The sequence below is a fragment of the Streptomyces uncialis genome, from assembly GCF_036250755.1.
Classification (GTDB): Bacteria; Actinomycetota; Actinomycetes; order Streptomycetales; family Streptomycetaceae; genus Streptomyces; species Streptomyces uncialis.
The window spans coordinates 8,770,006-8,796,196 of the sequence record NZ_CP109583.1 but is presented as its reverse complement, the minus strand read 5'-3'; the positions used below and the strand labels follow the sequence as shown (position 1 = coordinate 8,796,196).

Annotated in this window: 25 protein-coding genes; 13 read left to right on the top strand and 12 right to left on the bottom strand. The window is 71.8% G+C overall.

Annotation, left to right across the window (positions count from 1 at the left end; translation table 11 throughout):
• The first annotated feature begins 63 nt into the window (after positions 1–63).
• Positions 64–1,395, top strand: coding sequence for an FAD-dependent oxidoreductase (locus OG711_RS36830; protein WP_073788354.1), 1,332 nt, complete (start codon positions 64–66; stop codon positions 1,393–1,395).
• A 103-nt stretch (positions 1,396–1,498) separates the two neighbouring features.
• Here OG711_RS36830 and yidD read toward each other — a convergent pair whose 3' ends face one another.
• On the bottom strand, positions 1,499–1,864 hold the full coding sequence (yidD, locus tag OG711_RS36825; RefSeq protein ID WP_079184625.1) for a membrane protein insertion efficiency factor YidD: 366 nt from the start codon (positions 1,862–1,864) through the stop codon (positions 1,499–1,501).
• Positions 1,865–2,326: 462 nt separating this feature from the next.
• On the opposite strand from yidD, the gene OG711_RS36820 reads away from it, so the two are divergent.
• The 5 genes from OG711_RS36820 to OG711_RS36800 all read left to right on the top strand — a co-directional run bounded on the left by OG711_RS36820 (position 2,327) and on the right by OG711_RS36800 (position 6,447).
• Complete coding sequence (locus OG711_RS36820) at positions 2,327–2,827, top strand: DUF2617 family protein (protein ID WP_329563171.1); 501 nt, start codon at positions 2,327–2,329, stop codon at positions 2,825–2,827.
• Positions 2,824–3,228, top strand: a complete 405-nt coding sequence (locus OG711_RS36815) for a DUF4247 domain-containing protein (RefSeq protein WP_073788360.1) — start codon at positions 2,824–2,826, stop codon at positions 3,226–3,228. Before OG711_RS36820 ends, OG711_RS36815 begins: the two co-directional genes overlap by 4 nt.
• A 51-nt stretch (positions 3,229–3,279) precedes the next feature.
• Positions 3,280–3,717: a DUF350 domain-containing protein gene (locus OG711_RS36810; RefSeq protein WP_073788363.1), complete on the top strand. Its 438-nt coding sequence runs from the start codon at positions 3,280–3,282 to the stop codon at positions 3,715–3,717.
• A gap of 8 nt (positions 3,718–3,725) precedes the next feature.
• The gene (locus OG711_RS36805; RefSeq protein WP_266511265.1) at positions 3,726–5,321 is read left to right on the top strand and encodes a polyamine aminopropyltransferase; all 1,596 of its coding nucleotides are present in this window, start codon (positions 3,726–3,728) and stop codon (positions 5,319–5,321) included.
• Between the two features lie 301 nt (positions 5,322–5,622).
• Positions 5,623–6,447, top strand: coding sequence for a metallophosphoesterase family protein (locus OG711_RS36800; RefSeq protein ID WP_073788369.1), 825 nt, complete (start codon positions 5,623–5,625; stop codon positions 6,445–6,447).
• 160 nt (positions 6,448–6,607) lie between these two features.
• Here OG711_RS36800 and OG711_RS36795 read toward each other — a convergent pair whose 3' ends face one another.
• The 9 genes from OG711_RS36795 to OG711_RS36755 form a co-directional block, all read right to left on the bottom strand.
• A complete protein-coding gene (locus OG711_RS36795; protein ID WP_329563167.1) occupies positions 6,608–8,026 on the bottom strand; it encodes an NADH-quinone oxidoreductase subunit N in 1,419 nt (472 codons plus the stop codon).
• Entirely contained in the window at positions 8,023–9,528 is a 1,506-nt protein-coding gene (locus OG711_RS36790) for a complex I subunit 4 family protein (protein ID WP_178391041.1), read from the bottom strand. Before OG711_RS36790 ends, OG711_RS36795 begins: the two co-directional genes overlap by 4 nt.
• A gap of 5 nt (positions 9,529–9,533) precedes the next feature.
• Positions 9,534–11,591 carry an NADH-quinone oxidoreductase subunit 5 family protein gene (locus OG711_RS36785; protein ID WP_329563165.1) on the bottom strand — a complete coding sequence of 686 codons (2,058 nt, stop codon included), beginning with the start codon at positions 11,589–11,591 and terminating at the stop codon, positions 9,534–9,536.
• Positions 11,588–11,893 (bottom strand): NADH-quinone oxidoreductase subunit NuoK, encoded by a 306-nt coding sequence (gene nuoK, locus OG711_RS36780; RefSeq protein WP_329563163.1) that lies wholly within the window; start codon positions 11,891–11,893, stop codon positions 11,588–11,590. Before nuoK ends, OG711_RS36785 begins: the two co-directional genes overlap by 4 nt.
• Entirely contained in the window at positions 11,890–12,453 is a 564-nt protein-coding gene (locus OG711_RS36775; RefSeq protein ID WP_073788379.1) for an NADH-quinone oxidoreductase subunit J, read from the bottom strand. Before OG711_RS36775 ends, nuoK begins: the two co-directional genes overlap by 4 nt.
• Before the next feature lie 16 nt (positions 12,454–12,469).
• On the bottom strand, positions 12,470–13,414 hold the full coding sequence (locus tag OG711_RS36770; protein ID WP_329563161.1) for a complex I subunit 1 family protein: 945 nt from the start codon (positions 13,412–13,414) through the stop codon (positions 12,470–12,472).
• Positions 13,407–14,651 (bottom strand): hypothetical protein, encoded by a 1,245-nt coding sequence (locus OG711_RS36765; RefSeq protein WP_329563159.1) that lies wholly within the window; start codon positions 14,649–14,651, stop codon positions 13,407–13,409. Before OG711_RS36765 ends, OG711_RS36770 begins: the two co-directional genes overlap by 8 nt.
• A 35-nt stretch (positions 14,652–14,686) precedes the next feature.
• Positions 14,687–15,067: an NADH-quinone oxidoreductase subunit A gene (locus tag OG711_RS36760; protein ID WP_266511288.1), complete on the bottom strand. Its 381-nt coding sequence runs from the start codon at positions 15,065–15,067 to the stop codon at positions 14,687–14,689.
• A gap of 392 nt (positions 15,068–15,459) precedes the next feature.
• Positions 15,460–17,022 carry an alpha/beta hydrolase gene (locus OG711_RS36755; RefSeq protein WP_329563157.1) on the bottom strand — a complete coding sequence of 521 codons (1,563 nt, stop codon included), beginning with the start codon at positions 17,020–17,022 and terminating at the stop codon, positions 15,460–15,462.
• Positions 17,023–17,375: 353 nt separating this feature from the next.
• On the opposite strand from OG711_RS36755, the gene OG711_RS36750 reads away from it, so the two are divergent.
• The gene (locus OG711_RS36750) at positions 17,376–17,813 is read left to right on the top strand and encodes a DoxX family protein (RefSeq protein WP_329563155.1); all 438 of its coding nucleotides are present in this window, start codon (positions 17,376–17,378) and stop codon (positions 17,811–17,813) included.
• Between the two features lie 119 nt (positions 17,814–17,932).
• Here the strand turns inward: OG711_RS36750 and OG711_RS36745 are convergent, their stop codons facing one another.
• Positions 17,933–18,781, bottom strand: coding sequence for a Rossmann-fold NAD(P)-binding domain-containing protein (locus OG711_RS36745; protein WP_329563153.1), 849 nt, complete (start codon positions 18,779–18,781; stop codon positions 17,933–17,935).
• Positions 18,782–19,153: 372 nt separating this feature from the next.
• Between OG711_RS36745 and OG711_RS36740 the strand changes: the two genes are divergently transcribed.
• From OG711_RS36740 to OG711_RS36725, 4 genes are all read left to right on the top strand, one after another.
• Entirely contained in the window at positions 19,154–19,681 is a 528-nt protein-coding gene (locus OG711_RS36740; RefSeq protein WP_329563151.1) for a VOC family protein, read from the top strand.
• The gene (locus OG711_RS36735; RefSeq protein WP_073788394.1) at positions 19,678–20,664 is read left to right on the top strand and encodes a hypothetical protein; all 987 of its coding nucleotides are present in this window, start codon (positions 19,678–19,680) and stop codon (positions 20,662–20,664) included. Before OG711_RS36740 ends, OG711_RS36735 begins: the two co-directional genes overlap by 4 nt.
• Positions 20,665–20,833: 169 nt before the next feature.
• A complete protein-coding gene (locus OG711_RS36730) occupies positions 20,834–21,730 on the top strand; it encodes an LLM class flavin-dependent oxidoreductase (RefSeq protein WP_329563148.1) in 897 nt (298 codons plus the stop codon).
• On the top strand, positions 21,727–22,608 hold the full coding sequence (locus OG711_RS36725) for a PhzF family phenazine biosynthesis protein (protein WP_329563146.1): 882 nt from the start codon (positions 21,727–21,729) through the stop codon (positions 22,606–22,608). Before OG711_RS36730 ends, OG711_RS36725 begins: the two co-directional genes overlap by 4 nt.
• 196 nt (positions 22,609–22,804) lie before the next feature.
• Here OG711_RS36725 and OG711_RS36720 read toward each other — a convergent pair whose 3' ends face one another.
• Positions 22,805–23,713 (bottom strand): hypothetical protein, encoded by a 909-nt coding sequence (locus tag OG711_RS36720; RefSeq protein WP_266511308.1) that lies wholly within the window; start codon positions 23,711–23,713, stop codon positions 22,805–22,807.
• Between the two features lie 311 nt (positions 23,714–24,024).
• Here OG711_RS36720 and OG711_RS36715 point away from each other — a divergent pair, with 311 nt between their 5' ends.
• Together OG711_RS36715 and OG711_RS36710 are read left to right on the top strand one after the other, a co-directional pair.
• A complete protein-coding gene (locus OG711_RS36715) occupies positions 24,025–25,233 on the top strand; it encodes a kynureninase (RefSeq protein ID WP_329563144.1) in 1,209 nt (402 codons plus the stop codon).
• Positions 25,230–26,030, top strand: coding sequence for a tryptophan 2,3-dioxygenase (locus OG711_RS36710; protein WP_266511314.1), 801 nt, complete (start codon positions 25,230–25,232; stop codon positions 26,028–26,030). The genes OG711_RS36715 and OG711_RS36710 overlap by 4 nt, the downstream gene beginning before the upstream one ends.
• Positions 26,031–26,191: the final 161 nt, after the last annotated feature.

Sequence of the window (26,191 nt, the reverse complement as noted above, 5' to 3'; positions counted from 1 at the left end):
AAGACGATCACCGTACCCGCGCCGCCACGCGAGTCCACGACACTTGAGGAACTGAGGAGAGGCATGTCAGCAATCGGTGCCCACGCGGTAGTGCTGGGCGGCGGCATGAGCGGGCTGATGGCGGCCCATGTGCTCGCGGATCACTTCGAACGGGTGACCGTCGTCGAGCGTGACGGCCATGAGACCGCCGCGCCACGGCGCGGCGTCCCCCAGGGATGGCATCCCCACGCGCTGGTGCTCAAGGCCGTCGACCTCCTGGACGAACTGCTCCCGGGGATGAAGGAGAGCTACGTCCAGGACGGCGGCGTCCCCGTCGGGATGATGAGCCAGCACCGCCTGTTCTACTTCGGCCATCAACTGCGGCAGTCCGAGGCGGGTTTGGACACCGTGTGGGCGAGCCGCCCCTTCCTGGAGAAGGGCATCCGCGAGCGGCTCCGGGCCCGGAGCGAGGTCACTCTGCGTCAGGGCTGCTTCGCCGTGCGGCCCCTGGCGCCGACCCGGGGGCGGATCACCGGAGTCGTCGTCGAGAAGCCCGACGGCGGCGGGCCCGAGTCCCTGGCCGCTGATCTGGTGGTCGACGCGACCGGCCGTACCGGCAGGACCCGCACCTGGCTGTCGGACCTCGGCTATCCGCTGCCACGTGAGGAGCGCGTCAAGGTGAACCTGGCGTACGCGAGCCGGATCCTGCGCTGCGGACCGGACGTGTTCGCCAACGACCGGGCCATCGCGGTCGGCCCCCGGCTGGACCGCCCGCGCGGGCTGTACTTCACGGTCCAGGAGGAGGGCCGGTGGACGCTGACGGTCTACGGGTACGGTGACTTCCGGCCCAGCGCCGACACCGACGAGTTCATGGCACAGGTACGGGAGTTGGCGCCCGACGACGTGTGGGCGGTCATCGAGGCGGCGGAGCCGCTGACCGAAGTGCGTGTCTTCCAGGTCCCGGAGACCTACCGGCGCCGCTACGACAAGCTTCCGCGCTTCCCCGAAGGGCTGCTGGTGACGGGTGACGCGCTCGCCGCCCTCAACCCCCTCTACGGCACCGGGATGATGTACTCGGCGGCGTACGCGCTCATCCTCGACCGCCGGTTGCGCGAGGGGATCGACGGACTCCCCCGCCGCTTCTTCAAGGACGCGGGCCGGGCGGTCGCCGGGTCCTGGCGGTTCTCCAGCCTCTCGGACTCCTTCCTGCCGGGCGTGGGCGGCTCGGGCCTCCCCGGCGCCGGGCTGGCCCTGTGGTACCTGCGCCGTCTGGTCGCCGCCGCCGAACACGACGCCGCCCTGGCAGCGGACTTCATCCGCGTCGCCAGCGCCCTCCGGAGCCCCGTCGCCCTGGCCCGTCCCGGGGTACTGCTGCGCACCCTCAGGCCCCGCACCACCCGGACCCGTCTGCCCTGACCACTCGGCGGCGCCGGTACCCGAACCGCGCCGGGAGCCGGGTTCCAGCGGACTCGCGCCGCACCCCCGCGCCCGGCTCAACTATCCGCCAGGTGAGGTCCGTTCAGCCGTTCACGGGAGGCACGGGATCGTTGTGCCCCCGGCGGTGGGCCGCGGCCGGGTTGCAGCGCAGCAGCCGTCCGACGATCAGCCGGGTGCCGTGGAGGGCTCCGTGCCGGTGGAGGGCCTTGACGGCGTAGGTCGAACAGGAAGGGGTGTACGGGCAGCACGCGGGCCGGGTGGGGCTGACATGAGTGCGGTAGTGGCGTACCGCTCCGTACAGCGCGGCGGCCGCCCGTCCGGCCGGGCGGGGAGCCGCGGGGTCCGCGGGAGTCCTCCCGAGGGGCGCGGGCCGCCACAGGGCCAGGAAGAGCGCGTTGATCGCGGTGAGCGGGCAGGCGTGGAAGCAGTAGTACTGACAGTCGTCCATCGCGCCGACACAGCAGCCGACCTCGCCGTCCTGCTTCCCTTTCCTCCCCTTCCGCCCTTTCCGCTTCTTCCGATCCGGTCGCTCCCGGGCCACTTCTTCCCCCTCCGGTCATGCTTCACGGCATCGTACAAATGCCCGCGGTTCGTTCCTCCCGGTGGCCCCGGAGCCGGTCGGAGCCCCTGTCGCCGACCGGTGGGACGGCGCCCGACCGCCCCTGAGGAACCCCCGCCGCACCTGACGTACACAGTCGTGCGGACCCGCCCGTTCAGCACGCCGGGAAGGCCGCTCAAACCCGCTCGTCGGAAGGTGGCGGGAATTTGTAGCATACTCAGCGGAAATTTGGCACGACTGTGAGTACGGGGGCCCTGTGACGTTCGAGTATGCGGTGCTGAGGAAGACGCGCGGGGAGGACCCCGCCGGAGGACGGGGACCGGCACCGGCGACATGGCGGGGGCGCGCCCTATGAGCGGCGGTTCCGGCATAGCCCTGGCGACCCCGTATCTGGACACCGACGCCGACCAGCTCGCCTTCTCCCTGGGGCAGCCTCCGCACGAGGCCCTCGCGGTGCGCGACCTCACGGTCGGCGGCGTCGAGGTGCAGCTCCGGCTGCTGGGCGCCTCCCATCAGGTCTTCGCCGGCCCGGTCCGGGAAACCGTGGCGTGCCTGCCCGGGACCCCGGGCGGCCTGCCCGACACGGTGCGGACGTCCGACGGTTGGCAGTACCGTTTCACCGCCCGGGTGCAGGACTTCACCCCGGAGGAGTTCAGCAACGAGGTGGCATGGGTCCGACGGATGTCGGACACCCACCCGCGGGCGCTGTACGGGATCTTCCCCGGGGCCCAGGAAGCCGTCACCGCGCTGGTCGTGGACCCGCTCGCCGACGGGCTGGCCTGGCGGACCTGGCACACCTATCCGCAGAGCCGCCGGATCGTGGCGACGCACACCCGAATGGAGGCCCGATGAAGACCGCACGACGCGTCAGCGCGACGCTCCTCGCCACGGTGGCGCTCGCCGCCTGCTCCGACAGCTCGGACGAGCAGGCCAACGCCGTCCCGTACCAGTGGATCAGCAGCCAGTACGCCCGCGTACCCGTCGGCCATGTGGACAAGAAGGACCGCCCGGGCTCGGTCGCCGACGAGATCTCCGGGCACACCTCGGCACGGGACCGGGGCCGCGACGGGAACACGGTGTACCTGCGCTACCGCGAGGACATCGTCTCCATCGCCCCCTACAAGCGGGGCAGCCGGATCGAGGTCGTGGACTACCGCACCGGCTATCAGCGCTGGTACGGGAAGCTGCCCTCGAAGTGGCCGCACCCGGACAGCAACGAATTCCGCGGCGGGGGCCCCGGCGCGGGCAAATAGCCCACCGCCGCCCGTCCGAGCACGTCAACGACCCCAGCGAAAGGCACCACCGTGGCAGAGATATTCGAGTCGGCGGGCATCGCCCTGCTCTACGGCCTCGTCGGCTTCGTCGTGATGGCCGTGGGCTTCGTCGCCCTCGACCTCGTCACCCCCGGCAAGCTGTTCCATGTGGTGTGGACCGAGCGCAACCGCGGGGCGGCGATCCTCCTCGCCGGGCAGACGGTGGCCATCGGCCTGGTGATCGAGCAGTCGATCCGCGCCAGCGAGTCCGAACTGGGCCTCGGCCAGGGCCTCGCCAGCACCCTGCTCTACGGGCTTGCGGGAGTCGTCGTGATGACGCTCATCTCGCTCGTCGTGGGGCTGATGACCCCGGGCCGGATGGGCGCCGTCGTCCTGGACGACAGCGGCGACCGTCCGCATCCCGCGGCCTGGGTCCAGGCGGCGATGTACCTGGGTACGGCCTTCATGGTCGGCGCGGCCGTCTCCTGACCGCCTCCGTGAGCACCGACACCGTCCCCCGCACCTCCGAACCCGCGTCCCGCGCGCAAGGGCCCCAGTCGCGGGCGGCACGGTTCCTGCTGCTGCTCGCCGTGTTCATCTGCGCCGCCTGCGGACTGACCTACGAACTGGCGCTGACCGCGCTCGGCAGCTACCTCATCGGCAACTCCGTGGTGCAGACCTCGGTGGTGCTGTCCGTCATGGTCTTCGCGATGGGCATCGGCTCGCTGGCCGCCAAACCGCTCCAGAAGCGGGCGGCCGGCGGCTTCGCCCTCATCGAGGGCACCCTCGCCCTGGTCGGCGGACTGTCGGTGCTCATCCTGTACGTCTCGTTCGCCTGGCTGCGCATCTACATGCCCGCCATGGTGGTGGTGTCCTTCGCGGTCGGACTCCTCATCGGCGCCGAGATCCCCCTGCTGATGACTCTTCTCCAGCGGATCAGACGGCAGGAGGCGGGCAGCGCCGTCGCCGATATGTTCGCCGTCGACTACATCGGCGCCCTGGTCGGCGGACTGGCCTTCCCGTTCCTGCTGCTGCCCGCCTTCGGGCAGCTCCAGGGCGCCCTGGTCGTGGGCGCCGTCAACGCCACCGCCGGTGTCGTCGTCGTACTGTGGATCTTCCGCCATGAGATGCGCCGTATCGTGCGGATCGGTCTGCTCGCGGGTATGACCGCCGTCCTCGGCATCCTCGGCACGGTGTACGTCCTGGCCGACGAGATCGAGGTCAGCGCCCGTCAGCAGCTCTACCGCGATCCGATCGTCCACGCCGAGACCACCCCGTACCAGGACATCGTGATCACCCGCTCCAGGGCGTTCACCGGGTCCCCGGACACCCGGCTGTTCCTCAACGGCGACCTCCAGTTCTCCTCCGTGGACGAGTACCGCTACCACGAGGCACTCGTCCACCCCGGTCTGTCGAAGAACCGCTCGTCCGTACTCATCCTCGGCGGCGGCGACGCGCTCGCCCTGCGCGAGGTACTGCGCTACGACGACGTCGAGGACGTGACCCTGGTGGACCTCGACCCCGCGATCACCCGGCTGGCACGCGACTTCTCCCCGCTCGCCGCACTCAACGACAAAGCCCTCGACGACCCGCGGGTCACCACCGTCCACGCCGACGCCTTCAACTGGCTGCGCGACGCGACACGGCGCTACGACGCGGTCCTCATCGACTTCCCCGACCCGGACACCGCGGCCCTCGCCAAGCTGTACAGCGTGGAGTTCTACCATCTCCTCGGCCGGGTCCTGAAGCCGGACAGCCAGGTGCTCGTCCAGGGCGGTTCGCCGTTCTTCGCCCCCAAGACGTACTGGTCGATCGCCGAGACCATGGCCGAGGCCGGATACACCACCACGCCGTTCCAGGTCGATGTGCCCAGCTTCGGCAACTGGGGCTTCCTCCTCGCCACCGCCGGAACCGACGCCCCGCCACCGCTGCGCCTCGCGGGCGACGCCCCGCCGCTGAGGTTCCTCGACGGCTCCGTCCTCAGGGCGTCCACCGTCTTCCCGGTCGACCGCCGCCGCCAGGACGTACGGGCCAGCACCCTGATGGACCCCGCGGTCCTGGAGTACACCCGCCACGAGTGGCGGAACTACTAGCCCGGCGCGTTCCAGCCAGTCCCTTCGAGCCGGGCCCGGACCGTCGGGCCCGGCTCGTCGGTCGTGACACCGGGGCACCCGGCCGCATGGGGACCTCCCCGCACCCGGGCCTCCCGTCCCCCCGCCCCCACCACCCAACGCGGCACGTAGAGTGGGGTGTTCGTCAGTGGTACCGCGTCGCGAGCGGGTCGGCGCGCGAGGACAGGGCATGCGCACAGATGTCGTGCGCGGGGACACGGACGGGAAGCCATATGTACGAGGACGTGCGGCGTGGCCGCGATGCCGGGGCAGGGGTGCTGGGATGAAGTTGCTCGCCATCAGCGACCTCCATGTCCGCTACACCGAGAACCGTGCCATCGTCGAAGGGCTGCGCCCCGAGTCGGACGACGACTGGCTGGTGGTCGCCGGGGATGTCGGGGAGACCTTCGACGACATCGTGTGGGCGCTCGGCACACTCAACGAACGCTTCGCCAAGGTCATCTGGGCTCCCGGCAACCATGAGCTGTGGACCCCGCCGAAGGACCCGGTGCAGCTGCGGGGCGACAAGCGGTACACACACCTGGTGCGGACCCTGCGCGACCTCGGGGTGGTCACACCCGAGGACGAGTACCCGGTGTGGCCGGGCGCCGACGGACCGGTCGTGATCGCGCCGCTGTTCGTGCTGTACGACTACACGTTCCGGCCCGAGGGGACATACACCGTGGAAGGGGCGCTCGACGTCGCCCACCAGGCGGGTGTGGTCGCGACCGACGAGTATCTGCTGCATCCCGACCCGTATCCCAGCCGTGAGGCGTGGTGCCGGGCGCGGCTGTCCTACACCCGCTCACGCCTGGACCGGATCGACCCCGCGCTGCCCACCGTGCTCGTCAACCACTTCCCGCTGGTACGTGAGCCGACCCGGGTCCTGCGCTACCCGGAGTTCGCCCTGTGGTGCGGCACCGAGGCCACGGCGGACTGGCATGTGCGGTACCGCGCGATCACCGTCGTCTACGGGCATCTGCACATCCCGCGCACGATCGAGTGCGACGGGGTGCCCCACCGCGAGGTGTCGCTCGGCTATCCGCGCGAGTGGCGCGGCCGACCGGTCGCACCCGCCGGGCTCGTCCGCATTCTCCCGCAGCAGTAGTCCTCCCGCGCCCACAGCTCTCCCGTACTTGTGGAAGCCGCGGTGACCGGCCCAGGGGCCCGGGTCGGGGCCGAGTCGGGCCGCTCCGGTGCCGAGCCGGGGTCGTGTCCAGGCCGCGTGGAGGTCGTGTCGGGGCCATGTCGGAGCACGTCGGGCCGTGTCAGGGCATGAGGGGCGTGGCGAGGACTTCCAGGACGGGTTCGGCCAGTACGCCGAGGGCTAGGGAGGCGGTGGCCGTCACGCAGGCGACTCCCGCGGCCGTCCTGGGGCCGGTGGCCGCGTGCCGGTGGGTTCGGGGCGAGACGGTCGGGGCGATCCAGCGCAGGTAGTAGAAGAGCGAGGCGACCGTGTTGACGGCGGCGAGGACAGCGAGCCAGGCGTAGCCGCCGTCGAACGCCGCGCTGAACACCTGGAGTTTGCCGAGGAAGACGGCGGTGGGTGGTGTGCCGACCAGACCGAGGAGGCAGACGACGAGGGAGGCGATGAGGACGAGCCGTTCCCGGGCCAGTCCTCGGTAGTCCTCGATGGTGTGCGCGTCGGGCAGGGCGCAGACGACGGCGAACGCCCCGATGTTGGTGACGGTGTACGCCGCCAGGTAGAAGAGCAGCGCCCGCTGGTCGAGGCCGGTGGCGCCGACGACCGCGACGGGCATCAGGAGATAGCCGACCTGGCTGATCGTCGAGTACGCGAGCAGGCGTTTGACGTCCCGCTGGAAGAACGCGGCCAGGTTCCCCAGGGTCATCGAGGCCGCTGAGAGCACGGCCACCAGTCCGGGCCAGGGGATCGCGGTGTCCGCGAGGGGCACCGCGGCGAGGCGGTAGAGGGCGACGAGGGCGCCGATCTTGGGGACGGTGGTCAGGAACGCGGCCACGGGTGCCGTGCTGCCCTGCACGGTGTCCGGCACCCAGAAGTGGGCCGGCACTCCCCCGGCCTTGAAGAGGACGCCTGCCACCAGCGCGATCGTCCCGGTCGTCACCAGTGCGGCGGAGGCCATGGGCAGTTCGGCTCGCAGTATCGGGTACATGGTCGCGCGCCCGGCGGCGAGCAGCACCGTGATCCCGCCGAGCATCACCACGCCGAGGGCCGCGCCCACGACGTAGTACTTGAGGGCCGCTTCCGTGCCCGCCGCGTCCTTACGGAATCCGGCGAGGGTGTAGGCGGGGACACTGGCCAGCAGATATCCGGCGGCGAGCAGCAGCAGGTCCTGGGCCCCGGCGAGCATCAGGGCGCCGAGGGCGGCGAGTTGCAGCAGGACGTAGAACTCGGTCTCACGGGGGTGCGCGTGGAGCGGGCCGACCGCCAGGGCGAGGACGAGGAGGGTGCCGGCGAGGATGATGATCCTGCCCGCTCCGGTGACGGGGTCGACGCTGAAGGACTCGCCGAACGCGGTGGTGTCGGGACCGGCCGCGGCGACGGCCGCCGCGGCGATGCCCGCCGTGCAGGCCGCGGCGGCGAGGGCGCCGGTCATCCACTGGCGGTGCCGGGGCAGCCAGGCCCCGAGGAGCAGTCCGATGACCGCGGACGCGGCGAGCAGCGCCTCGGGGAGGAGGTCGAGGGGGTTCTCGTTCATCCCGTTCATCGCGCGAGCAGGTCCAGCACCTGGTGGGAGGCGGGTTCGATGATGTCGAGGACGAAGCGGGGCATGAGGCCGAGGACGATGCCGAGTGCGAGGAGGGGGAGGACGGCGGCGCTCTCGTGCGGCCGCAGATCGGGGAACGGTCCGGCCGCGCCGGGGGCCAGGGCGGGCAGTCGTGTCGGGCCGAGGAAGATCTGCTGCATCGCGCGGACGAGGAGCGCGGCGGTGATCAGGATGCCCAGCAGGGCCAGTCCGGTCGCGACGGGCCGGGGGCCGAGGCTGCCGGCGAGGATCTGGAACTCGGCGATGAAGCCGGAGAAGCCGGGCAGTCCGAGGGACGCGAACGCCGCGAGTCCGGTCGCCGCGGCGAAGACCGGGGCCCGGTCGGCGACCCCTGAGTACGCGGCCATCTCGTAGGTGCGTCCGCGTGCGTACAGCACGCCGGAGAGCAGGAAGAGCGCGCCGGTGAGCAGACCGTGGCTGACCATCTGGAACACGGCTCCTGTGACGGCGAGTCGCCGGGCCTGTTCGCCGGTGCCGACGGCGGCGGCGGCGCCGATCGCCAGCAGGATGTAGCCCATGTGGTTGACCGAGGTGTAGGCGATCATCCGTTTGAAGTCGGTCTGGGCCATGGCGACCAGTGCCCCGTACAGCACGGAGACCACGCCGACGACGACGAAGACCAGGGCGTACTCCGTCCAGGCGCCGGGGAGTACGGGCATCGCGATCCGCAGGAATCCGTAGGTGCCCATCTTGAGCAGTACACCGGCGAGGACGACCGATCCGATGGTGGGGGCCTCGGTGTGCGCGGGCGGCAGCCAGGTGTGGAAGGGGACGGTCGGGGTCTTCACCGCGAGGCCCACGCCGATGGCGAGCAGTACCAGCGCGCCGTACAGCGAGCGGCCGGCGAGGGGGTTCGTCCCGGTGAGTTCGACGATGTCGAAGGTGTGCGGATCGGCGGCGAGGTAGAGGCCGATGAAGCCGAGCAGCAGGGCGAGGGAGCCGAGGAAGGTGTAGAGGAAGAACTTCAGGGCGGCCCGGTGCGCTCCGGCGTGCCCCCAGCTCGCGATGATGAAGTACATCGCGACGATGGACAGGTCGAAGAAGACGAAGAAGAGGATCAGGTCGAGGGCGGCGAACAGTCCGAGGCAGGTTGTCTGGAGGAAGAGGAAGAGCGCCGCGAACTCCCGTACCCGCCGGGTCTCCCGGAGTGCGTAGACGGCACAGGCGAGGAAGAGCAGGGAGGTCATGGCCATCAGCGGCAAGGACAGGCCGTCGACACCGATGTGGTAGCTCACCCCGGCACTGGGGATCCATGTGACCTGTGTCTCGTACTGCATTCCGCCGTCGGGCCGGTATCCCGCCCACACGGCCAGGGTGAGGGCGAGTTCGGCTGCCGCGGTCGCCACCCACACGGTGAGGAAGACGGAGCGCGGGGCAGTGCGCGGGACACACATCAGGAGTGCCGCGACGGCGGTGGGGAGCAGGATCAGGGCCGTGAGCAATGCGGTCACCTCACGAGGACGAGTGCGATGGCAAGGACGGTGAACGCCGCGACGGTCTGGGCGAGGTACTGGTGGAGCTGTCCGCTCTGCGGTCCGCGGGCCCATCGGCCGAGCGCGCGTGCGGCGGACGCGACGCCTTCGACGGCGCGGTCGACACCCGTTTCGACGCGGCGGTCGGTCCACCGGGCGAGGGCGAGGACGCCGCGCGCCACGCCGTCGACGGCCCGGTCCAGGACCCGGTCGTCGAAGACGGCCAGGGCGTGGGCGACGCGGATCGTGGGGCGTACGAGGAGGAGTCGTGCCGCGGCTTCCAGGCGGAGCCAGTCGGTCCACGGCGCTCCGAGGGCGGGGGCGCCCCAGGTCCACACGATGGCGGAGGCGAGCAGGGCCAGCCCACCGGAGAGGGCGAACTCCCAGGCGACGGGGACCGGTTGCGTCGCGCCCCCGAGGACCCGGGCCACCGCGTCCCGCGCCGGAGGCACGGCGAGCGCGGTGAGGCCGACGCATGCGACGGCGAGGAGGACGAACGGCGGCGCCTCCACGCGCGGCAGCCGGATGCCGGAGGCGGATGGCTCGCCGGGTGGGCGGCTGCCGGGCGCAGCTGGCATGCGGGGTAGGTGGGTGCCGGGCGCGGGTGGCTCGCCGGGAGGGCCGCTGCCGGACACAGTTGGCCGGCCGGGACGGCCGCTGCCGGGCGCGGGTGCCGTGCCCGGCAGGCGGGTACCGGACGCGGATGGCTCGCGGCGCGGAAGGCCGGTGCCGGACACGGGTGTCACGCTCGGGACGCCGCTGCCGGGAACCGGTGCCGGACGCCATACGAACCAGAGTGCCTTCACCGCGTACACGGCGGAGATCACCCCGGCCGCCAGCCCCACCGCGTACAGCCAGGCGCTCTCCGCCAGGGCGCCCGCCAGCAGCAGGTCCTTGGCCGCCCAGAGGGAGAGCGGCGGAATCCCGGCGAGCGTCAGCGCGGACACGGTGAAGGAGAGGCCGGCCGTCCGATGGCGGCGGGCCGACCCGCGCAGGGCGGGCAGGGTCCGTACGCCGAGGGCGGTGAGCCAGGCACCGGCGACGAGGAACGCCAGGCTCTTGGCCGCCGCGTGGGCCATGAGCTGTACGGTCCCGCCGGTGACGGACCCCGTCCCGGCCGCCATCACCATGAAGCCGATCTGGGCGCAACTGGACGCCGCGAGGAGTTGCTTGAGGTCGGCCTGGGCGACGGCGACCAGTCCGAGCAGTACCGCTGTGGCGGCGCCGGTCCACGCGACGGCCGGGCCGCCCCAGCCCGAGGCGCTGAGCAGCGGCTCCAGCCGGAGCAGCAGATACGCCCCGGCCACCACCATGGTCGCGGAGTGCAGCAGCGCGGAGACCGGGCTGGGCCCCCGCATGGCGTGTGAGAGCCAGAAACTGAAGGGCAGCTGGGCGGACTTCCCCAGGGCCGCCACGATCACCCCGGCGGTGACGGCGGAGAGCCAGGGTTCGGCGGTGCGGGAGAGTCCGTCCAGGGCCAGGGCGTTCGCCTGGCCGCCGGCCAGGGCCGCGCCGGCGGCCAGATAGAGCCCGAGGTCGGCCGCGCGTGTGGTGAGGAAGGCCGTGTTCGCCGCGCGTCCGCGCGCCGGGTCGCGCCACCAGAAGCCGATGAGTGCCCAGGAGGTGGCCCCCATCACCTCCCATGCCATCAGCAGGACGGGGAGGGAGGCGGCCGTGACCGTGGTGAGCATCGAGCCGCTGAACAGGAGCATCAGACCGAAGAAGCGGGCGCGGGATTCCCCGGGGCCGATGTCGCCGGCGCTGAAGAGCAGGACGGCCGCGGTGATCGCCGCCACGGTCACCGCCGTCAGACCGGACAGGCCGTCCACCGCCAGACGTACGGGCAGGTGCTCCAGCAGGGGCGCCTCGGCGGTGGGGTGCCGCAGGGCGGCGGCGACGGCGAGACCGAGGGTCGCGGTGGCGCAGGCGACCGCCACCGCCGGGGCGGCCCGGTCGGCATACCGTCCGGCCGCTGTCAGCAGCGCGCCGACCGCCAGCGGCAGGGCGATCAGCGCCCACAGCAGTGCGCTCATCTCTTGAGCTCCGCCGCCATGTCGGTCGTGTCGACCTCGCGCGTCCGGAACAGCGCGGTGACCACCGCGAAGCCGACGGCCATCTCCACCGCCATCACGGTCACCGCGAGGACGACCAGGACCTGCCCGTCCGCCGCGTCGGGGGTGAGGAAGTGCCAGATCGCCGCCGCGCCGACGATGACGCCTCCCAGCATCAGCTCCAGGCCCATCATCAGCATCACGACGGACTGCTGGGTCAGCGCGCCGAACAGTCCGATGCTGAACAGGGCGGCGGCGAGCAGCAGAAGCAGGTCCAGGCTCACCGGCCCCCGCCTCCCGGGACCGGGTCGTCGGCGGGGCGGGTGCGCAGATCGTCGCCGAACCGGTCGTAGCGGCCACGCCGGGTGGACAGGACGACGGTCGAGACGATGGTGGCGAAGAGGGCCATGCCCAGGGTCACCATCGTGAGCATCTGCGGCCCCATGAGCGACATACCGAGCGACATGGTGGGGTCGGTGGGCGGACGGCCCCGCCGGGCCGGCCATCGGGCGAGGAGGATTCCGGTGGCGAGTGCGGCGAACACCGTCGTACAGATGACGGCCGCGCCCTTCTTGTTGTGCAGCATCGACATCGGCATGAGGCCGGCCGGGTTCATCATGAACATCACCATGAACACGGCCATGAGGGCCATCTCGATGGTCATCATCAGCACGATGACCACGCCGAGGTAGTCGAGCCCCAGCAGCAGGACCTCACCGCCGACGCAGAGCAGCGACAGCAGCAGCGCGTATGTGGCGCGGGCCATGGAGTCGAACCGGAAGACCATGACGCCGGAGGCGACGGCGAGGACCGCGAGCACCCAGAAGACGATGTCCTCGGTCACCGGATGGCACTTCCTCTCAGCGATTCAGTACGACGACGGCGACGACAAGGGCCTGCAACAGCGTGGCGGGTACGAGCACCAGCCAGGCGAACTCCGTGTAGCGCTCCATCCGCAGGGTGGGCAGGAGCCTGCGCCCGGCGACCAGCGCCGCCAGGACCAGCGCGGTCTTCAGCAGGGTCCATGCCCAGGGGGGCAGCAGCGGGCCGTTGCCCCCGCCGAGGAACAGCGGCACGCTGACGGCCGCGGTCACGACCATCAGCAGCCACCGGCCGCCCAGGAGGACCAGCCGGTCGACACCCGACAGCTCCATGGCCGCCCCGCCCGCGGTGTCCCTGCCCAGCGGATGCCCGAACGGTCCCCAGAAGGACATCGCCATCGCGCTGAGCAGATAGACGAGGAACGCGACCGGCATCCACACCGCGAACCACAGGCCGTCCTGCGCCGCCACGACCTCCCCGACCCGGAGGGACCCGGCGCCCAGGGCGGCGGTGGTGATCGCGAACATGTGCGGCAGTTCGTACGCGAGGCCCTGCGCGAGGAAGCGGTAGCCGCCGATCAGCGACAGCGCGGAGTTCGGGCCCCACCCGGTCAGCCACACCGCCGCCCAGGCCAGTGCCTCCATCGCGTTGAACCACACGATGCCGACGGCCGGGTCGCTCACCGGGCGGAACCCGAGTGGCAGTACCGCTCCCGCCAGTACGGCCGCCACGGGTACCAGCACCACCCCGATCCGGCCCAGCGCGACATCGGCCGCGATGGTCCGGCGTGGCTGCTGCGCGAGCAGCCGAAACGCCTCGCGCAGGGGAGCCGCCGCCCAGGTACCCACCTCGCGCGGCGACCCCGGGCGGCCTCGCACCGCGGCGGCGGACAGCACCGCGTCGAACCCGGCGGTGACGACCGCGACGGACACCAGGGCGACCGGCAGGATCACCGTCGCCCACAGGGGAGCGGCGTCAGGCATGCGCGCCCTCCGTCGCGGGTACGGCGACGGGCTCGTCCAGATCGGGGTCCAGGCTCGCCACGATGAGCCGGGCGCAGCCGAGTTCGGTACCGGTCAGCAGCTCCGGAAGAACGTCGAGCAGCGCCTGCGAGGGAGGTACGGTCCCCTCGACCGTGCCGCGTGGTCCGATCAGCCGCCCGGTGGACAGCGGGCGGCCGTCGTCGAAGTCCCGGACCGCCCGGCGGGCCTCCCGCGACCATGTCAGGAGCCGGTCGTGGACATCGCCGTCCGCCTCCAGCGCGGGACCGGTCACTCCCCGCTGCCGCGCCCGCTCCGCGGACAGCCTTCCCAGACCGGCGAGGCCCCAGCGCAGCGTCCGCGAGCGTTCGACGCGCTTCGTGAGGGCCTGGAGCCGCTCACCGCAGTGCACGGACGGCGCGCCGGCGAGTACGTCGTCCCGCAGCCGCCTCAGTCGCGCCGCCGTGTCCGGCCGGCCCGCCAGCGAGAGAAGGCGGCCGAGGCTGTCCAGATGGGCCGCGCAGCGGCGGCGGGCCGCGGCGCCGCGCTCGACCGGTTCTCCCCGAGCCGCCCGCGACCAGGGTTCGTTCCAGAAGGAGGTGCCGTCCGATGGACCAGGGACACGGTCCACATGGACTTCCTGGACGATGTCGCCCTGCAACGCGCAGCGCAGGATCAGCCCGGCGGGCCAGTCGGCCAGCACAGGGCCCAGCGGCAGGTTCAGCCGGTCCAGGCTGAGCCCGTCCCGGTCGGCCGCCCGGTCGGCCATCGGCAGCCCCGCCACCGTGGACATCGTGTGCGCTTCATGGCCCGAGTGGCCGCCGGGTGCGTCCTGCCCGGGGTGACCTGGACCTGCATGCTCATGATGTGGCCCATGAGCGGGCCCTGCGGGTGCGGTGCCCTTGGCGGGGTGCGCGTCGTGCTTCCCGGCGGCGGCGTCCTCGTGTCCCAGGGGGGATTCTGAACGTGAGGCCGCTTTGTCGCGGAGCAGGGCGAAGCCCTCGTCCAGAGCCTGTGCGGCATGCTCGGGCCGTGTCACATCGACGCGTGCCGCCGGCTGCGACATGGTCCGTAGCAGGGTGTCGAGCCGCCGGTCCTCCTCCGGATACGGACTGCCGCAGACCACCAGCAGATCCGCCGCCGCCGGGGCCTGTGCGGTCTCCCAGCCCCGCCGACGCAGTTCCGCCTCGACGCCGAGGCGCGCTTGCGTCGCTCCGGGCAGGACCGCCGGCAGAGCCACGGGGCTGCGCACCGCCATACGCCGCAACCGGCTTCTCAGGTCCACCGGAAAGCCCCCTCGCGCCACGCGTACAGGACACCGGCGAACAGGATTCCGAGGAAGAGGAACATCTCGACGACCGCGGCGACGCCGATCTCCGGCACGACCTTCACCCACGGGTACATGAAGAGCATCTCCATGTCGAAGGCGAGGAAGATCATGGTGATCGGGTACCAGCGCACATGGAACCGTGAGAAGGCGTGCTGCTCCGGTGCGCGGCCCCCGCTGAACGGGTCGGCGTCCACGGCGGATCGGGCGGGCGCGAGCCACGTCGACACCCCGTAGAGCACCGCCAGCCCCGCCAAGGCCACCGCCAGGAGCAGCAGGATCGGTGTCCACGCGTTCAACACACCGCCGCCTCCGCTCGCTTCGCCCATGCTCCCCGCGCTACGGCGACCGGCAGCCAGGGCGGACCGGCGAGCGCGCCAGGGGCTCATGGTGGCTCACCCGTGAGGCAGGAACGGGAAGGCGCGGCCGACAAATATCCCAAGTCATGGTGAAGCGGCCTATACCCGTCGAACAGACAACGGCACCCGGGTCCGCCCACGGTCACTCGCTGATCCGGCGGCCCGACTTGTCCGCTTATCGTAGGCACCCGGCGAGGCGATGTCTCGGGTCGCACGCCCCTACGCATATCGGAGTTCGCGGACCGATCGCGGACCCGGCGCGTTCCGCGACCGACGCGGGCCGGGGGCTCCTCACGGCTACGGGCATCAGGGCCACTGCGGGGCCGCATGGCGTGCGGCCCCCGGACCCCGGGCGGGACGGCTCAGAAGCGGTTCAGGTGCTGCGGCAGCGGGGACTGCTGGGTCCGCGAGGTGCGGGGCGTGCTGGGAGCGCAGGTGGTGTCGCTCGCCGGAAGCTTCCCCGTCCGCAGGTACGACGCCACTGCCGCGTCAGCACACGCGCTTCCGCCGGAGAGGTAGACCCCGTGGCCCCCGCCGCCCTTGACGGTCACCATCTTCGAGCCCTTGAGCGCGCGGCGCATCCCCTTCGCGGCGACGAGCGGGGTCTGGGAGTCCCACTCGTTCTGGACGATCAGGGAGGGCACCCTGTTGTCGACCTTGGTCACCGGCTCACGGGACTTGTTCCAGAAGGCGCACGGCATGATGTTGGACGCGAAGTCCCCGTACAGGGGGTAGCGCTTCTTGTCCCGGACCGCGTCCTTGCGGTACTGCGCCGGGTTCTTCGGCCAGGCGGCGGAGTGGTCACCGCAGGCGACGGCCCAGAACGACGCGTTGTAGTTGTCCGCCGGTATCTCCTCGGCGAAGGCGGGCAGCGCGCGCCGCGCGGTCGGCGCGAGGGCGGTCCGCTGCCCGGCGGCGGCCTTCTTGAGTTCCACGACCAGTGTGCTGGCGTACTCGACACCGAAGGTCGAGAACCGCATGTAGGTGCGTATCCTGTCGCCGTCGAGCATTTCGCCCTGGTACTCGAAGGGTTGCCGGTCGGCGCGGGCGATCAGGTCCCAGAAGCTCTTGCTCACCTTCTGGGGGGTGTCGCCCAGTCCGTAGACCGGGTTGCGCTCCGCGGCCCACTTCGTCCACCGCCGGAACGCGGGCTCCGCGCCCTCGGCCCAGCCCTGGATCATGCCGCGCCAGACGCGCCCCGGGTCGACGGCGCTGTCGAGGACGAAGCGGCCGGTGCGCTTGGGGAACATCTGGGTGTAGACGGCGCCGAGATAGGTGCCGTAGGAGTAGCCCAGGTAGTTGAGCTTCTTCTCGCCGAGGACGGTACGGATCAGATCCATGTCCCGGGCGGTGTTGCGGGTGGTGATGTGCGGCAGCTTCTCCCCGGACCGCGCGCGGCACTTGGTGGCGACCGCCTTCGCCGTGGTGACGTCCCTGGCGTAGGTCCTCGCCTTGTACACACGCGGCCAGCGGGACTCAGCCGGGGAGAGCCCGCAGGTGACCGGGGAGCTCATGCCGACGCCACGGGGGTCGAAGCCGATGAGGTCGTACCGCTCCCGCACGGACCGGGGCAGTTCGGCGTGGAGCATCAGGGGGAAGCTGATCCCGGGACCGCCGGGGCCGCCGGGGTTGGAGAGCAGGACTCCGTGGCGTTTGCCCGGCGTACTGGTGCGGTAGCGGGATATCGCGATGTCGAGCTTCTTGCCGCCGGGCTTGGCGTAGTTGAGCGGAACCTTGACCTTGGCGCACTGGAAGGCGGCCGGCTGCCGTGGGTCGCAGCGCTTCCAGGTGGGGTTCTGCTCGGCGTACCGTGCCAGGGGACTCGTGGCGGGTGCCGGTGCGGCTGTCGCGGTGGTGGTCACGGCGGGGACCAGGGTGGCCATGACACTCACCGCCAGCACGGGAACGAGTCGTCGTCTCTGCATGAGGTTGTCCTCCGGTGGATGAGCTCGCCCCGGTGCGGAGCGAGGCCAAGCGGCCTCTTCGCCACGGAAGATGGCACCGCGAAAGCCGTGGTTCATCTCCGGCTCACAGAAAGGGCACAGCGTTCCGGAAGACCATCGCGGCGACCTCAAGCTGAGGGCGAAGGGGCCGGTCCGGTGACGCGGCGAGGCGAACCGCCCGGCACAGGATGATGCCCCGCAGCGGTCGGGTGCCAGGGATTCGGCTGAACCGATCGTCCGGTGCGCACGTATGGGAAGTGCGGGAGGGCTCTCGTCCGTCGGCCCCGCCCCGTGTCTCCCAGGGAGGCGCCGATCGATCCGAGGAGCACGCGCCGATGAGCACATCCCCCTTGAGCGACAGACTCTCCCGTCACCAGCCTCTCGTCCTCGGGCTGTTCCGTGTCGTCCTGGGTCTGCTGTTCACCAGCGAGGGCGCCGCCACGGTCTTCGGGGTGCTGGACCGGCCGAGGAGTCCCGTCGGCGACTGGCCGTTCTGGTACGCGGGGGTGATCGAGCTGGTCTGTGGTGCTCTCGTCCTCCTCGGAGTGGCGACGCGTGGCGCGGCGTTCGTCAGCTCGGGGATCATGGCCTTCGCGTACTTCACGGAGCACCAGCGGGACGGTCTCTTCCCGCTCCAGAACGGCGGCCTGTCCCCGGCGCTGTTCTGCTGGGGCTTCCTGCTGCTGGTCTTCTTCGGGCCGGGGCTGCTGTCCCTGTCGAGCCTGGTCCGCGGCGGCGGCGCGACCCGGCGGGGAGTTCGGGCGAGGCGCTGACAGCACGGTGAGGTGCGACCGGCGTCCCGTGGGTACGGGACGCCGACGGCTTCCGTACCTCCGCCGTCAGGCGTCGGCGGGCTCCACGATGTCGCGGTTCTCCGCCGCCCCGGCGGGGGTCAGCTCCAGGCGGTGACCCCCGCCGCGTACTCCTGGAAGGTGCGGGCCGGGCGGCCGGTCAGCCGGGGGACGGTGTCGGCGGGCTTCGAGTCGCCCAGGGACCGCAGGGCGGTGTAGGCGGTGAGCTCCCGCTCGATCTCCTCGACCGGGCGGCCGAAGGCGGTGTGCGCGGCGCGGTAGCTCTCGGGGTCGCCGTGGAACTTGAACGGATGTCCCGTGGTGTCGCCGATGATCGCGCAGACCTCGGCGAAGGTCAGCGCCTGCGGGCCCGTCACCTCGTAGGTGCGACGGAGGTGTTCCGTGGCGGGGGCGGTGAGGATCACGGCGGCCACGGCGGCCACGTCGGTCAGGTCCACGAACGTCTGACGGCAGTCGCCCATCGGCATCGCCAGTTCCTGGGCGTGGACGGAGTCGAGGAAGGGGCCCTCGTCGAAGTTCTGGTCGAACCAGTCGGCCCGCAGGATCGTCCAGCCGGTCCCGGACTCCTTGACGGTGTCCTCCGCGTCCAGCAGACGCTGATCCCCTATGACCTCGATGGCGCGGCTGGAGAGCAGCAGCAGGTGCTCCACCCCGAGGTCCGCCGCCAGGGCGACGAAGCCGGGGTTGACGGGGACGCGGTCGGGGGCCATCAGGAACATCCGGCGGATGCCGCGCAGGGCCGGTTCCCAGGTGGAGTCGTCGTCCCAGTCGAAGGGGATCGCGGTGTGCCGTGCGGCGGGGCGGGTGGTCGCGCCCAGGCTCCGCAGCTGGGCGTCGAGCCTGCCGCCTACGGAACCGGTGGCGCCGAGGACGAGGATCGGCGGGGCGTCCGGGACGCCTGTGGTCTCTGGGGTGTGTGTGGCGCGCATGTCTTCCTGAACGAGGGGGCGGACAGCGGGAAACGGTCCGCCGGGTTCCGGGCGGCCGTGGATGCCCTCACACGTTCCTCTGTAGAGGACTTCACAAACCCCTCATGCGGTTCTGTGCTTTCTGCGTTGACGGTGGTGAGCGGCCGAAGATAGCTTTTCGTAGTCTCGCCATTGTGCTGGCTTGAGGCCGACGGACCTTTCGCGCCCCCATTCACCCGGCCGCCGCGCGCCATCGCTCCAGCTCCCCATAGGAGTGCGCGTGCCGCTTCCGGCCGCGCGCCACCGCATTTCACATGCGGTGTTCCGCACGGGCGGGGGGCCGTTGTTCCGCAGCCGTCCGCTTGTCCCCCGAGAATCCGGAAGGCAGCAGAGATGTCCTTGACAGAGACCACAGCGCGGACGACGGTTCCGGAACCCCCCGCGCGCATCATCCGGCCGGTCGTCGACCATGTGGGGGTCCAGACGGACGACCTGGAGAACTCGCTGGGCTGGTACGTGGAGTTCTTCGGCGCCCAAAGGATGTGGGAGCTGGACCGGTTCTCCCCGCTCACGCTCAGCAGGCTGCCGGGGATCGGGCGGCTGGTCGAGGTGGCGGTCGGTGATCTGCGATTCCATCTCTTCGACCGGGCCGGACACACCCGGGCGGTGCCGGAGGCCAGGGGCTACCAGTTCCAGCACGTCTGTCTGCGGGTCGACGGACCCGGGGACCTGGAGGTCTTCAGGGACCGGTGGAACGAGCTGTACGACTCCGGGCGGTTCATCTTCGCCCGCGACGAGCGGCCCAGCGACATCGTGGTCGACGACGAGGGGGTGCTCAGCCTGTACGTCCTCGACGTGAATGGGCTGGAGTACGAGTTCACCCATGTGCCGGACGGGAACCGTCCGGAGGCCGGCCGATGAGCCTTCTCGCCGCTCCCCCCACGGCCGGAGCGGTCCGCGTCGGCGACTGGGACTTCGGGGACTTCCCGTACGGGCTGGAGCCGCTGGTCATGCCGCCCGCCGGACACGCGCGGACCGCGTCCGACCGTCGGCCCCAACTGCCCGGACGCGCGCCGGAGGAGATCTGCCGGGAGCTGCTGGCGCTGACCGGGAGCGGGCCGGTGGCCGCGCGGCTCGAAGTGCCCACGGCGCCTTCGTACGACCAGTTGTTCTGGTTCCGGTGGATCACCGGGCACCAGGTGACGTTCGCGCTGTGGCGGATGCTGGGCCGGGTGCTCGACGAGGGCGGCGACCGGGATGTGGTGCCCGGGTCCGCGGCGATGGCCCGGCTGGAGGCCTACACCCACGGGTACTGCGCGATGCTGCTGTACAGCGGTTCGTGTCCGCGCGGGCTGTACGGGACGCTGATCCGCTCGGCGATGTTCCTCCAGCACCGGGGCTTCAGCGGCACCTGGGCACCGGACTTCGCACAGGTCCGCGGGCTGATGCGGGGGCGGTCGGTGCCATGGCTGGACGACGACCGGGCGGCCGGGCTGCGCGCGGCGGTCGAGGCCCACCAGGACGTGCACGACACGGTCGCGGCCAGGCTGGTGCCGGGCGGACGGTCGCTGCTCCAGCACGCCATGGCGGAGAGCCCGGTCCGGCCTTCCGAGCGGACGGCGGTGCTGTACGACAACTTCTTCATGACCCTGCGCGGCCAGGTGACGGACGAGGCCGTGGCCGCGCAACTGCTGAGCAGGCTGCGGGCGGTGGCCCTCGACCTCGCCGTCAACGGGCTGTACCCGCTGGGCCGCACCGACGACGGCGAGGAGCCCGAGGTGTGGAACGGGTCGGTGGCCGGGTGCGAGCGCCGGCTCGGTTCCGTACTGGCCGTCGCGGGGCTGCACGCCGCCGAGGTGGCGGCCGGGGCCGACCCGACGACGGCCGCGTCGGCCGACGGCTGAGCCTGTGCCGGACCGCTGAGCCTGTGCCGGGCCGCTGGGTCCCGCACCGGACGGTCGGGCTTGTACCGGACAGCGCCGGGCGATCAGCGCGGCCATCCGGCCCTTCCGCTTCCGTTCCCGCGCGTACCGGCGCGGAAACGAACCGCTGGCCGAGAGGAGTGCCGCGCGTATGCGCCACGGAGTGCTGATCCTGCCCGAGCACCGTTGGGTCCGGGCCCGCGAACGCTGGGTTCTGGCCGAGAAGTTGGGCTTCGACCACGCCTGGACGTACGACCATCTGATGTGGCGGTGGTTCAGCGACAAGCCCTGGTTCGCCGCCGTGCCGACGCTGGCCGCGGCGGCCGGGGCGACTTCACGGATCGCGCTGGGGACCCTGGTGGCCAGCCCCAACTTCCGTCATCCCGTGAACTTCGCGAAGGAGTTGCTGTCCCTGGACGACATCTCCGGGGGCCGGATCGTGTGCGGGGTGGGTGCGGGGGCCGAGGGGTACGACTCCCGGATACGGAACGATCCGCAGCTGTCGCGCGGCCAGCGGGCGGCCCGGTTCGGTGAGTTCGTGGAACTGCTCGACGGGTTGCTCCGTGAGGAGCGGACCACGTTCCGCGGCGACTGGTACACCGTCGAGGACGTCGTGGTGAAGCCGGAGTGCCTGGCAGCCCCGAGGCTGCCGCTCGCGGTGGCCGCCGCCGGGCCCCGGGGTATGGCCCTCGCCGCGCGGCACGCCGACATCTGGGTCACCAGCGGGGCGCCGAACATGTTCGAGAGCGAGCGCTACGACCGGGTGGTGCCGCTGCTCAAGGAACAGCTCGCCGAGCTGGACAGGGCGTGCGTGGCGCAGGGCCGTGACCCGGCGGGTCTGCGGCGGCTGCTGCTGACCGGCGGTTCGGTGGGAGGCGTCCTGGAGTCCGTCGAGAGCTGGCGGGACGCTTCGGGGATGCTGGAGGACGCGGGCTTCACCGATCTGGTGGTCCACTGGCCCCGGCCCGACTTCCCCTTCGAGGGCCGGGAGGACGTGCTGTACGAGTTCGCGGCGGCGGCCGGGCTGGGAAAGGACGGCACACGATGACAGGTGCCCGTGACTACGAAGTGGTCGGGATGTTCGGGGTCCGGGCGGGCGGCGGGAGCCCGCTCGCCGTGGTCCATGACGCCGAGGGGCTGTCCACCGGGGAGATGGAGTGGATCGCGGGCCGACTGCGGGTGGACGAGACCGTGTTCGTACTGCCGCCGACCGTGCCACGCGCCACGCACCGGGTGCGGGTCTTCACCCGGCGGGGCGAGTCGCCGTTCGGCGGACACTCCGCGGTGGGCACCGCGGTGGCGCTGGTGCGGTCCGGGCGGCTGCCGTCCGGGCGGGTGGTCCAGGAGTGCGGCGGGAAGCTGCTGGAACTCGAAGCGGACGGCGAGCGCGCCACGGTGACCGCGACCGGGCCGCCCCCGGTGGCCGCCCTGGCGCCCGGTCCGCTGCTCGCGGCCGTGGGGCTGACCGCCGGGGACCTGGGCGAAGGGCCGGTGCTGGCGGCCGGGTTCGGACCGCTGTTCCATCTGCTGCCGGTACGGGAGAAGGCGGTCGGGGCGGCACGGCCCGATGTGGCGGCGATGTCCGGGAGCGGGCTGCCGGACCTGTTCGTCTTCCACTGGGACGGGACGGCGCGGATCGCGACGGCCCGGCTGTTCGCCCCCGGGTACGCGATCGACGAGGACCCTGCGTGCGCGTCGCTGGGGCTGGCGCTGGGCGTGTGGCTCGGTGAGCTGGGCGCGGTGGACGGGTGGACGGACTTCCGGATCGAGCAGGGTGCCGGGATGGGGCGGCCCGCCGAGCTGGAGTGCACCGTCGCCGTCGACCCGGACAGCGGCGCGTTGCGGGCGACGGTCGGCGGGCGGGCCCCACAGGAACTGACCGGGGAACTCGCCGTACCGCCGGCCGCCGTCGGACAGCTCCCGTAGCGACGACCGGCCCGCACCGGGCTGCTGGCAACGACCGTCCCGAACGGTGGGCGAGGCGACGACTCGTCAGGAGCGGCCGTCTGGGCCGCCCCGCCCCCTGAACCGCGCCGCCCCGCGGACCGCGAAACCCCCGCGCGGCGCTCTGCCGGGCGGGGGGACCGCGCGACGCCTCGTCCGACGATCTCACGCGTAGGGGTCAGCCCTCGGTACGGACCAGGGCCCGGCGGACGTCCTCCGCCGCGTAGTAGGTGCGTCCGTCGAGGCGGCGGCGCTCCCAGCCCTGTTCGCTGGCCAGCCGGTAGACGCTGCCGCGCGGCACGCCCCACAGGGCGGTGACGTCCTCCTGGCGCAGCCAGCGCGGCGTACGGACGGCTACCGCGGCAGTGGGCAGCGGCGCCCGGGGCGCGGCGGGCCGCTCGCCGGAGGTGTCGGCGGTCTGGAGGCGGCGGCCGAGGGAGAGCCATTCCGGGCCGCTCCAGGTGTGTGCCGGGTCGGTGTCGCAGGTCACCCGGGCGGGGTCGTCGCGGTCGCGGGCGGCGCGGGCGGTGAGCCGTCCGGCGCAGCCGGGTTCCGCGCAGGGGCCGACGGCCGTACGGCCTGTCCGCTCGGGCCGGGCGACGCGTTCGGCGCGGTCCCGTACATCGGCCACCTCGGCGGCGAACTCGCCGGCCGCCGGGTGGCGGACCAGGAAGCCCAGGTTGCGGTGGAGGAACACACACAGATCACCGACGGCCCGCCGGGGAGCACGTACCCCGGTCTTCTGCACGGTCGTCCCGGCCCAGCACGCGAGCACGCCGAGCACGGCGTGCCGGACGTCGGAGGCGGGTACGTGCAGCGGTCCGGTCGGTGGCCTGCGCGGGCCCGGGGCCTCGGCCCAGGCGGGGGTGCGGGCGCGGAAGTGGCGTTCGCCGCACTCCTGGTAGAGGGCGGGCAGCCGGGCGAGGGCGTCCGCGAGGCGGGTGCGGCAGGTCAGGCACAGGACCGTGCCGGTGACGGCGCGGGCGGCGTGCCCGGAGCCGGTCCGGCACCGCGGTCCCGTGCACGGGGTGCCCGCCGGGTGGGTGCGTACCGGACGGGTGGTGTCGGGTCCCGTTTCCCTGTCCATTTCTTCCCTTCGTCCAGGCGTTCTCTTCGAATCGTCCATGTGTTCCGGTAGCCGCGCCGATTCCGGAATTCGGATTCCCGGCGCTGTCCGGCCCATCTCACCAAGGGTATTCGGAGGTTTTCTTTCCAACCCTCCTCGAAATGTTTCCTCAAGGAACCTTGAACGCCTCTGCACAGGTTTTCAGGTTCCTTGAAGCTCTATTGACAAAAGGAGAGTTGACCCTTTGACGGGAGTGAAGTCAGAAATCCTGGCAGTGCGCGCCGACGGTGTCCGCCGGTGTTCGAATGCTGGTGTCCGAAGGGAGTACGACCATGGAATCCACTCGTGAGTGGGCCGAGAAACAGGACTCCGAGGACCCGCTCTCCTCCTTCCGCGCGGAATTCGATCTGCCCCCCGGGGTGATCCAGCTGAACGGGAACTCGCTGGGCCCCCTGCACGGTGGTGTGCCGGAGGCGCTGGACCGTGTGGTACGGCGTCAGTGGGGCGAGCATCTGATACGCGGCTGGAGCGAGGACGGCTGGTGGGACGCGCCGGTGCGGGTCGGCGACCGGATCGGGCGGCTGATCGGTGCCGGGCCCGGACAGACCGTGGTGGGCGAGTCGACATCGGTGCAGTTGTTCAACGCCCTCACCGCCGCCGCCCGGCTGCGCCCGGAGCGCACGGTGCTGGTGTCCGACGCGGCGAACTTCCCCACCGACCGCTATCTCGCGGCGTCGGTGGCCCGGACGCTGGGCCTGCGGCTGGTCGAGACGACCGTGGACGGGCTGCCCGGGGCGCTGGCCCGGCACCGGGGCGAGGTCGGCCCGGTGCTGTGCGGGGCGGTGGACTTCCGTACCGGTGAGCTGTGGGACCTCGTACGGACCACGGCCGAGGTGCGGGCTGCGGGCGGGATCGCGGTGTGGGACCTCAGTCACGCGGCGGGCGCGGTACCGGTGGAGGTGGACGCCGCCGGGGTGGACCTGGCCGTCGGCTGCGGCTACAAGTACCTCTCGGGCGGCCCCGGCGCGCCCGCGTTCCTCTACGCCGCCGCCCGCCACCACGACACGCTGGATCTGCCGCTCACCGGGTGGCACGGGCATGTCCGGCCGTTCGACATGGCGGACGAGTTCGTGCCCGCGCCCGGTATCGACCGGGCCCGTACCGGCACCCCGCACATCCTGTCGCTGCTGGCGCTGGAGGCGGCGCTGGCGCCGCTGGAGCGGGCCGGGGTGGCGGCGGTGCGGGAGAAGAGCCTGCGGCTGGGTGACCTGCTGGTCCGGCTGCTGGCGGATCGCCTCCCTGCCCCGGCCCGGCCGGAAGTGGTGACGCCCGCCGCGCACCACCGGCGGGGCAGCCATCTGGCGCTGCGGTGTCCGGATGCCTCCTCGGTGTCGGCGGCGCTGATGGAGCGCGGCATCGTCACCGACGCCCGGCCGCCGGACCTGCTGCGGCTGTGCCTGAACGGGCTGTACGTGTCGTACACCGATGTCTTCGACGCGGTCACGGCACTCGGGGACGTCAGGAAGGAGATGTCCGGATGAGTGGCGCGGGATGCCCGTACGACAATCAGTACGTCGACTACGCGCGGATGGACGACCTGCACTCCTTGCAGGAGCCGCGTACGGACTCACCGTTCGAGATGTCGTTCATCCTGATCAGCCAGGTGAAGGAACTGCTGTTCCGGATGGTGTACCTGGAGGTCGACCAGGCGCGGGCGCGGCTGCGGGAGGACCGGCCGGAGGCGGCCTGCCGCGCGCTGGGTCGGGCGGTGCGCAGCCAGCGGGTGCTGATCTCCTCCTGGGAGAGCATGAACGCGCTGACCGTGGACGAGTTCCTGGGCTTCCGGGAGATCCTGGGGCAGGCGTCGGGCACCCAGTCGTTCATGTACCGGATGCTGGAGTTCGCGCTCGGCAACCGGGATCTGACGATGGTGCGCACCTCGGACCTCGACGCGTTCCCGCAGCTGCGGGCCGAATGGGAACGGCCCAGCCTGTACGACGAGGTGCTGCGGTTCCTGGCCCGCGCGGGCCTGCCCGTACCGGAACGTCTGACGGACCGGGACCCGAGCGCGCCGTACACGTCCGACCCGGATGTGGAGAAGGTCTGGGTGGCCGTCTACCGCACTCCCGGGGAGTTCCGGACGGTGTACGACCTCGCCGAGCAACTGCTGGAGGTGGCCTACCAGTTCTCGCACTGGCGAGCCGCCCATCTGCTGGTGGTGGAACGGATGCTCGGCGGCAAGCGCGGGAGCGGGGGCAGCGACGGCGCGGCCTGGCTGCGGGCGGTCAACGAGCACCGGTTCTTCCCCGAGCTGTGGACCATGCGTTCGGCCCTGTGACCGGCCGCCCCCGCCTCCGCCCGCCCCGCCCCGCGCGAGCCCCCGCCCGTCCGTCCGGCGCCAACCCGTCCGGACCCTTCCCTCCCGAGTCTCTTCCCCCCGCGAACTCTCCGTCCGAAGCGACCCCTCACCGCACGAAGCGCACCGCACCCCCGACCGGA

Excerpts from the sequence above, each read along its gene's own strand:
- OG711_RS36830 (WP_073788354.1), top strand. The coding sequence starts at position 64 with ATGTCAGCAATCGGTGCCCACGCGGTAGTGCTGGGCGGCGGCATGAGC.
- yidD (WP_079184625.1), bottom strand. The coding sequence starts at position 1,864 with ATGGACGACTGTCAGTACTACTGCTTCCACGCCTGCCCGCTCACCGCG.
- OG711_RS36820 (WP_329563171.1), top strand. The coding sequence starts at position 2,327 with ATGAGCGGCGGTTCCGGCATAGCCCTGGCGACCCCGTATCTGGACACC.
- OG711_RS36815 (WP_073788360.1), top strand. The coding sequence starts at position 2,824 with ATGAAGACCGCACGACGCGTCAGCGCGACGCTCCTCGCCACGGTGGCG.
- OG711_RS36800 (WP_073788369.1), top strand. The coding sequence starts at position 5,623 with ATGAAGTTGCTCGCCATCAGCGACCTCCATGTCCGCTACACCGAGAAC.
- OG711_RS36795 (WP_329563167.1), bottom strand. The coding sequence starts at position 8,026 with ATGAACGGGATGAACGAGAACCCCCTCGACCTCCTCCCCGAGGCGCTG.
- OG711_RS36785 (WP_329563165.1), bottom strand. The coding sequence starts at position 11,591 with ATGAGCGCACTGCTGTGGGCGCTGATCGCCCTGCCGCTGGCGGTCGGC.
- OG711_RS36770 (WP_329563161.1), bottom strand. The coding sequence starts at position 13,414 with ATGCCTGACGCCGCTCCCCTGTGGGCGACGGTGATCCTGCCGGTCGCC.
- OG711_RS36760 (WP_266511288.1), bottom strand. The coding sequence starts at position 15,067 with ATGGGCGAAGCGAGCGGAGGCGGCGGTGTGTTGAACGCGTGGACACCG.
- OG711_RS36755 (WP_329563157.1), bottom strand. The coding sequence starts at position 17,022 with ATGCAGAGACGACGACTCGTTCCCGTGCTGGCGGTGAGTGTCATGGCC.
- OG711_RS36750 (WP_329563155.1), top strand. The coding sequence starts at position 17,376 with ATGAGCACATCCCCCTTGAGCGACAGACTCTCCCGTCACCAGCCTCTC.
- OG711_RS36745 (WP_329563153.1), bottom strand. The coding sequence starts at position 18,781 with ATGCGCGCCACACACACCCCAGAGACCACAGGCGTCCCGGACGCCCCG.
- OG711_RS36740 (WP_329563151.1), top strand. The coding sequence starts at position 19,154 with ATGTCCTTGACAGAGACCACAGCGCGGACGACGGTTCCGGAACCCCCC.
- OG711_RS36735 (WP_073788394.1), top strand. The coding sequence starts at position 19,678 with ATGAGCCTTCTCGCCGCTCCCCCCACGGCCGGAGCGGTCCGCGTCGGC.
- OG711_RS36730 (WP_329563148.1), top strand. The coding sequence starts at position 20,834 with ATGCGCCACGGAGTGCTGATCCTGCCCGAGCACCGTTGGGTCCGGGCC.
- OG711_RS36725 (WP_329563146.1), top strand. The coding sequence starts at position 21,727 with ATGACAGGTGCCCGTGACTACGAAGTGGTCGGGATGTTCGGGGTCCGG.
- OG711_RS36720 (WP_266511308.1), bottom strand. The coding sequence starts at position 23,713 with ATGGACAGGGAAACGGGACCCGACACCACCCGTCCGGTACGCACCCAC.
- OG711_RS36715 (WP_329563144.1), top strand. The coding sequence starts at position 24,025 with ATGGAATCCACTCGTGAGTGGGCCGAGAAACAGGACTCCGAGGACCCG.
- OG711_RS36710 (WP_266511314.1), top strand. The coding sequence starts at position 25,230 with ATGAGTGGCGCGGGATGCCCGTACGACAATCAGTACGTCGACTACGCG.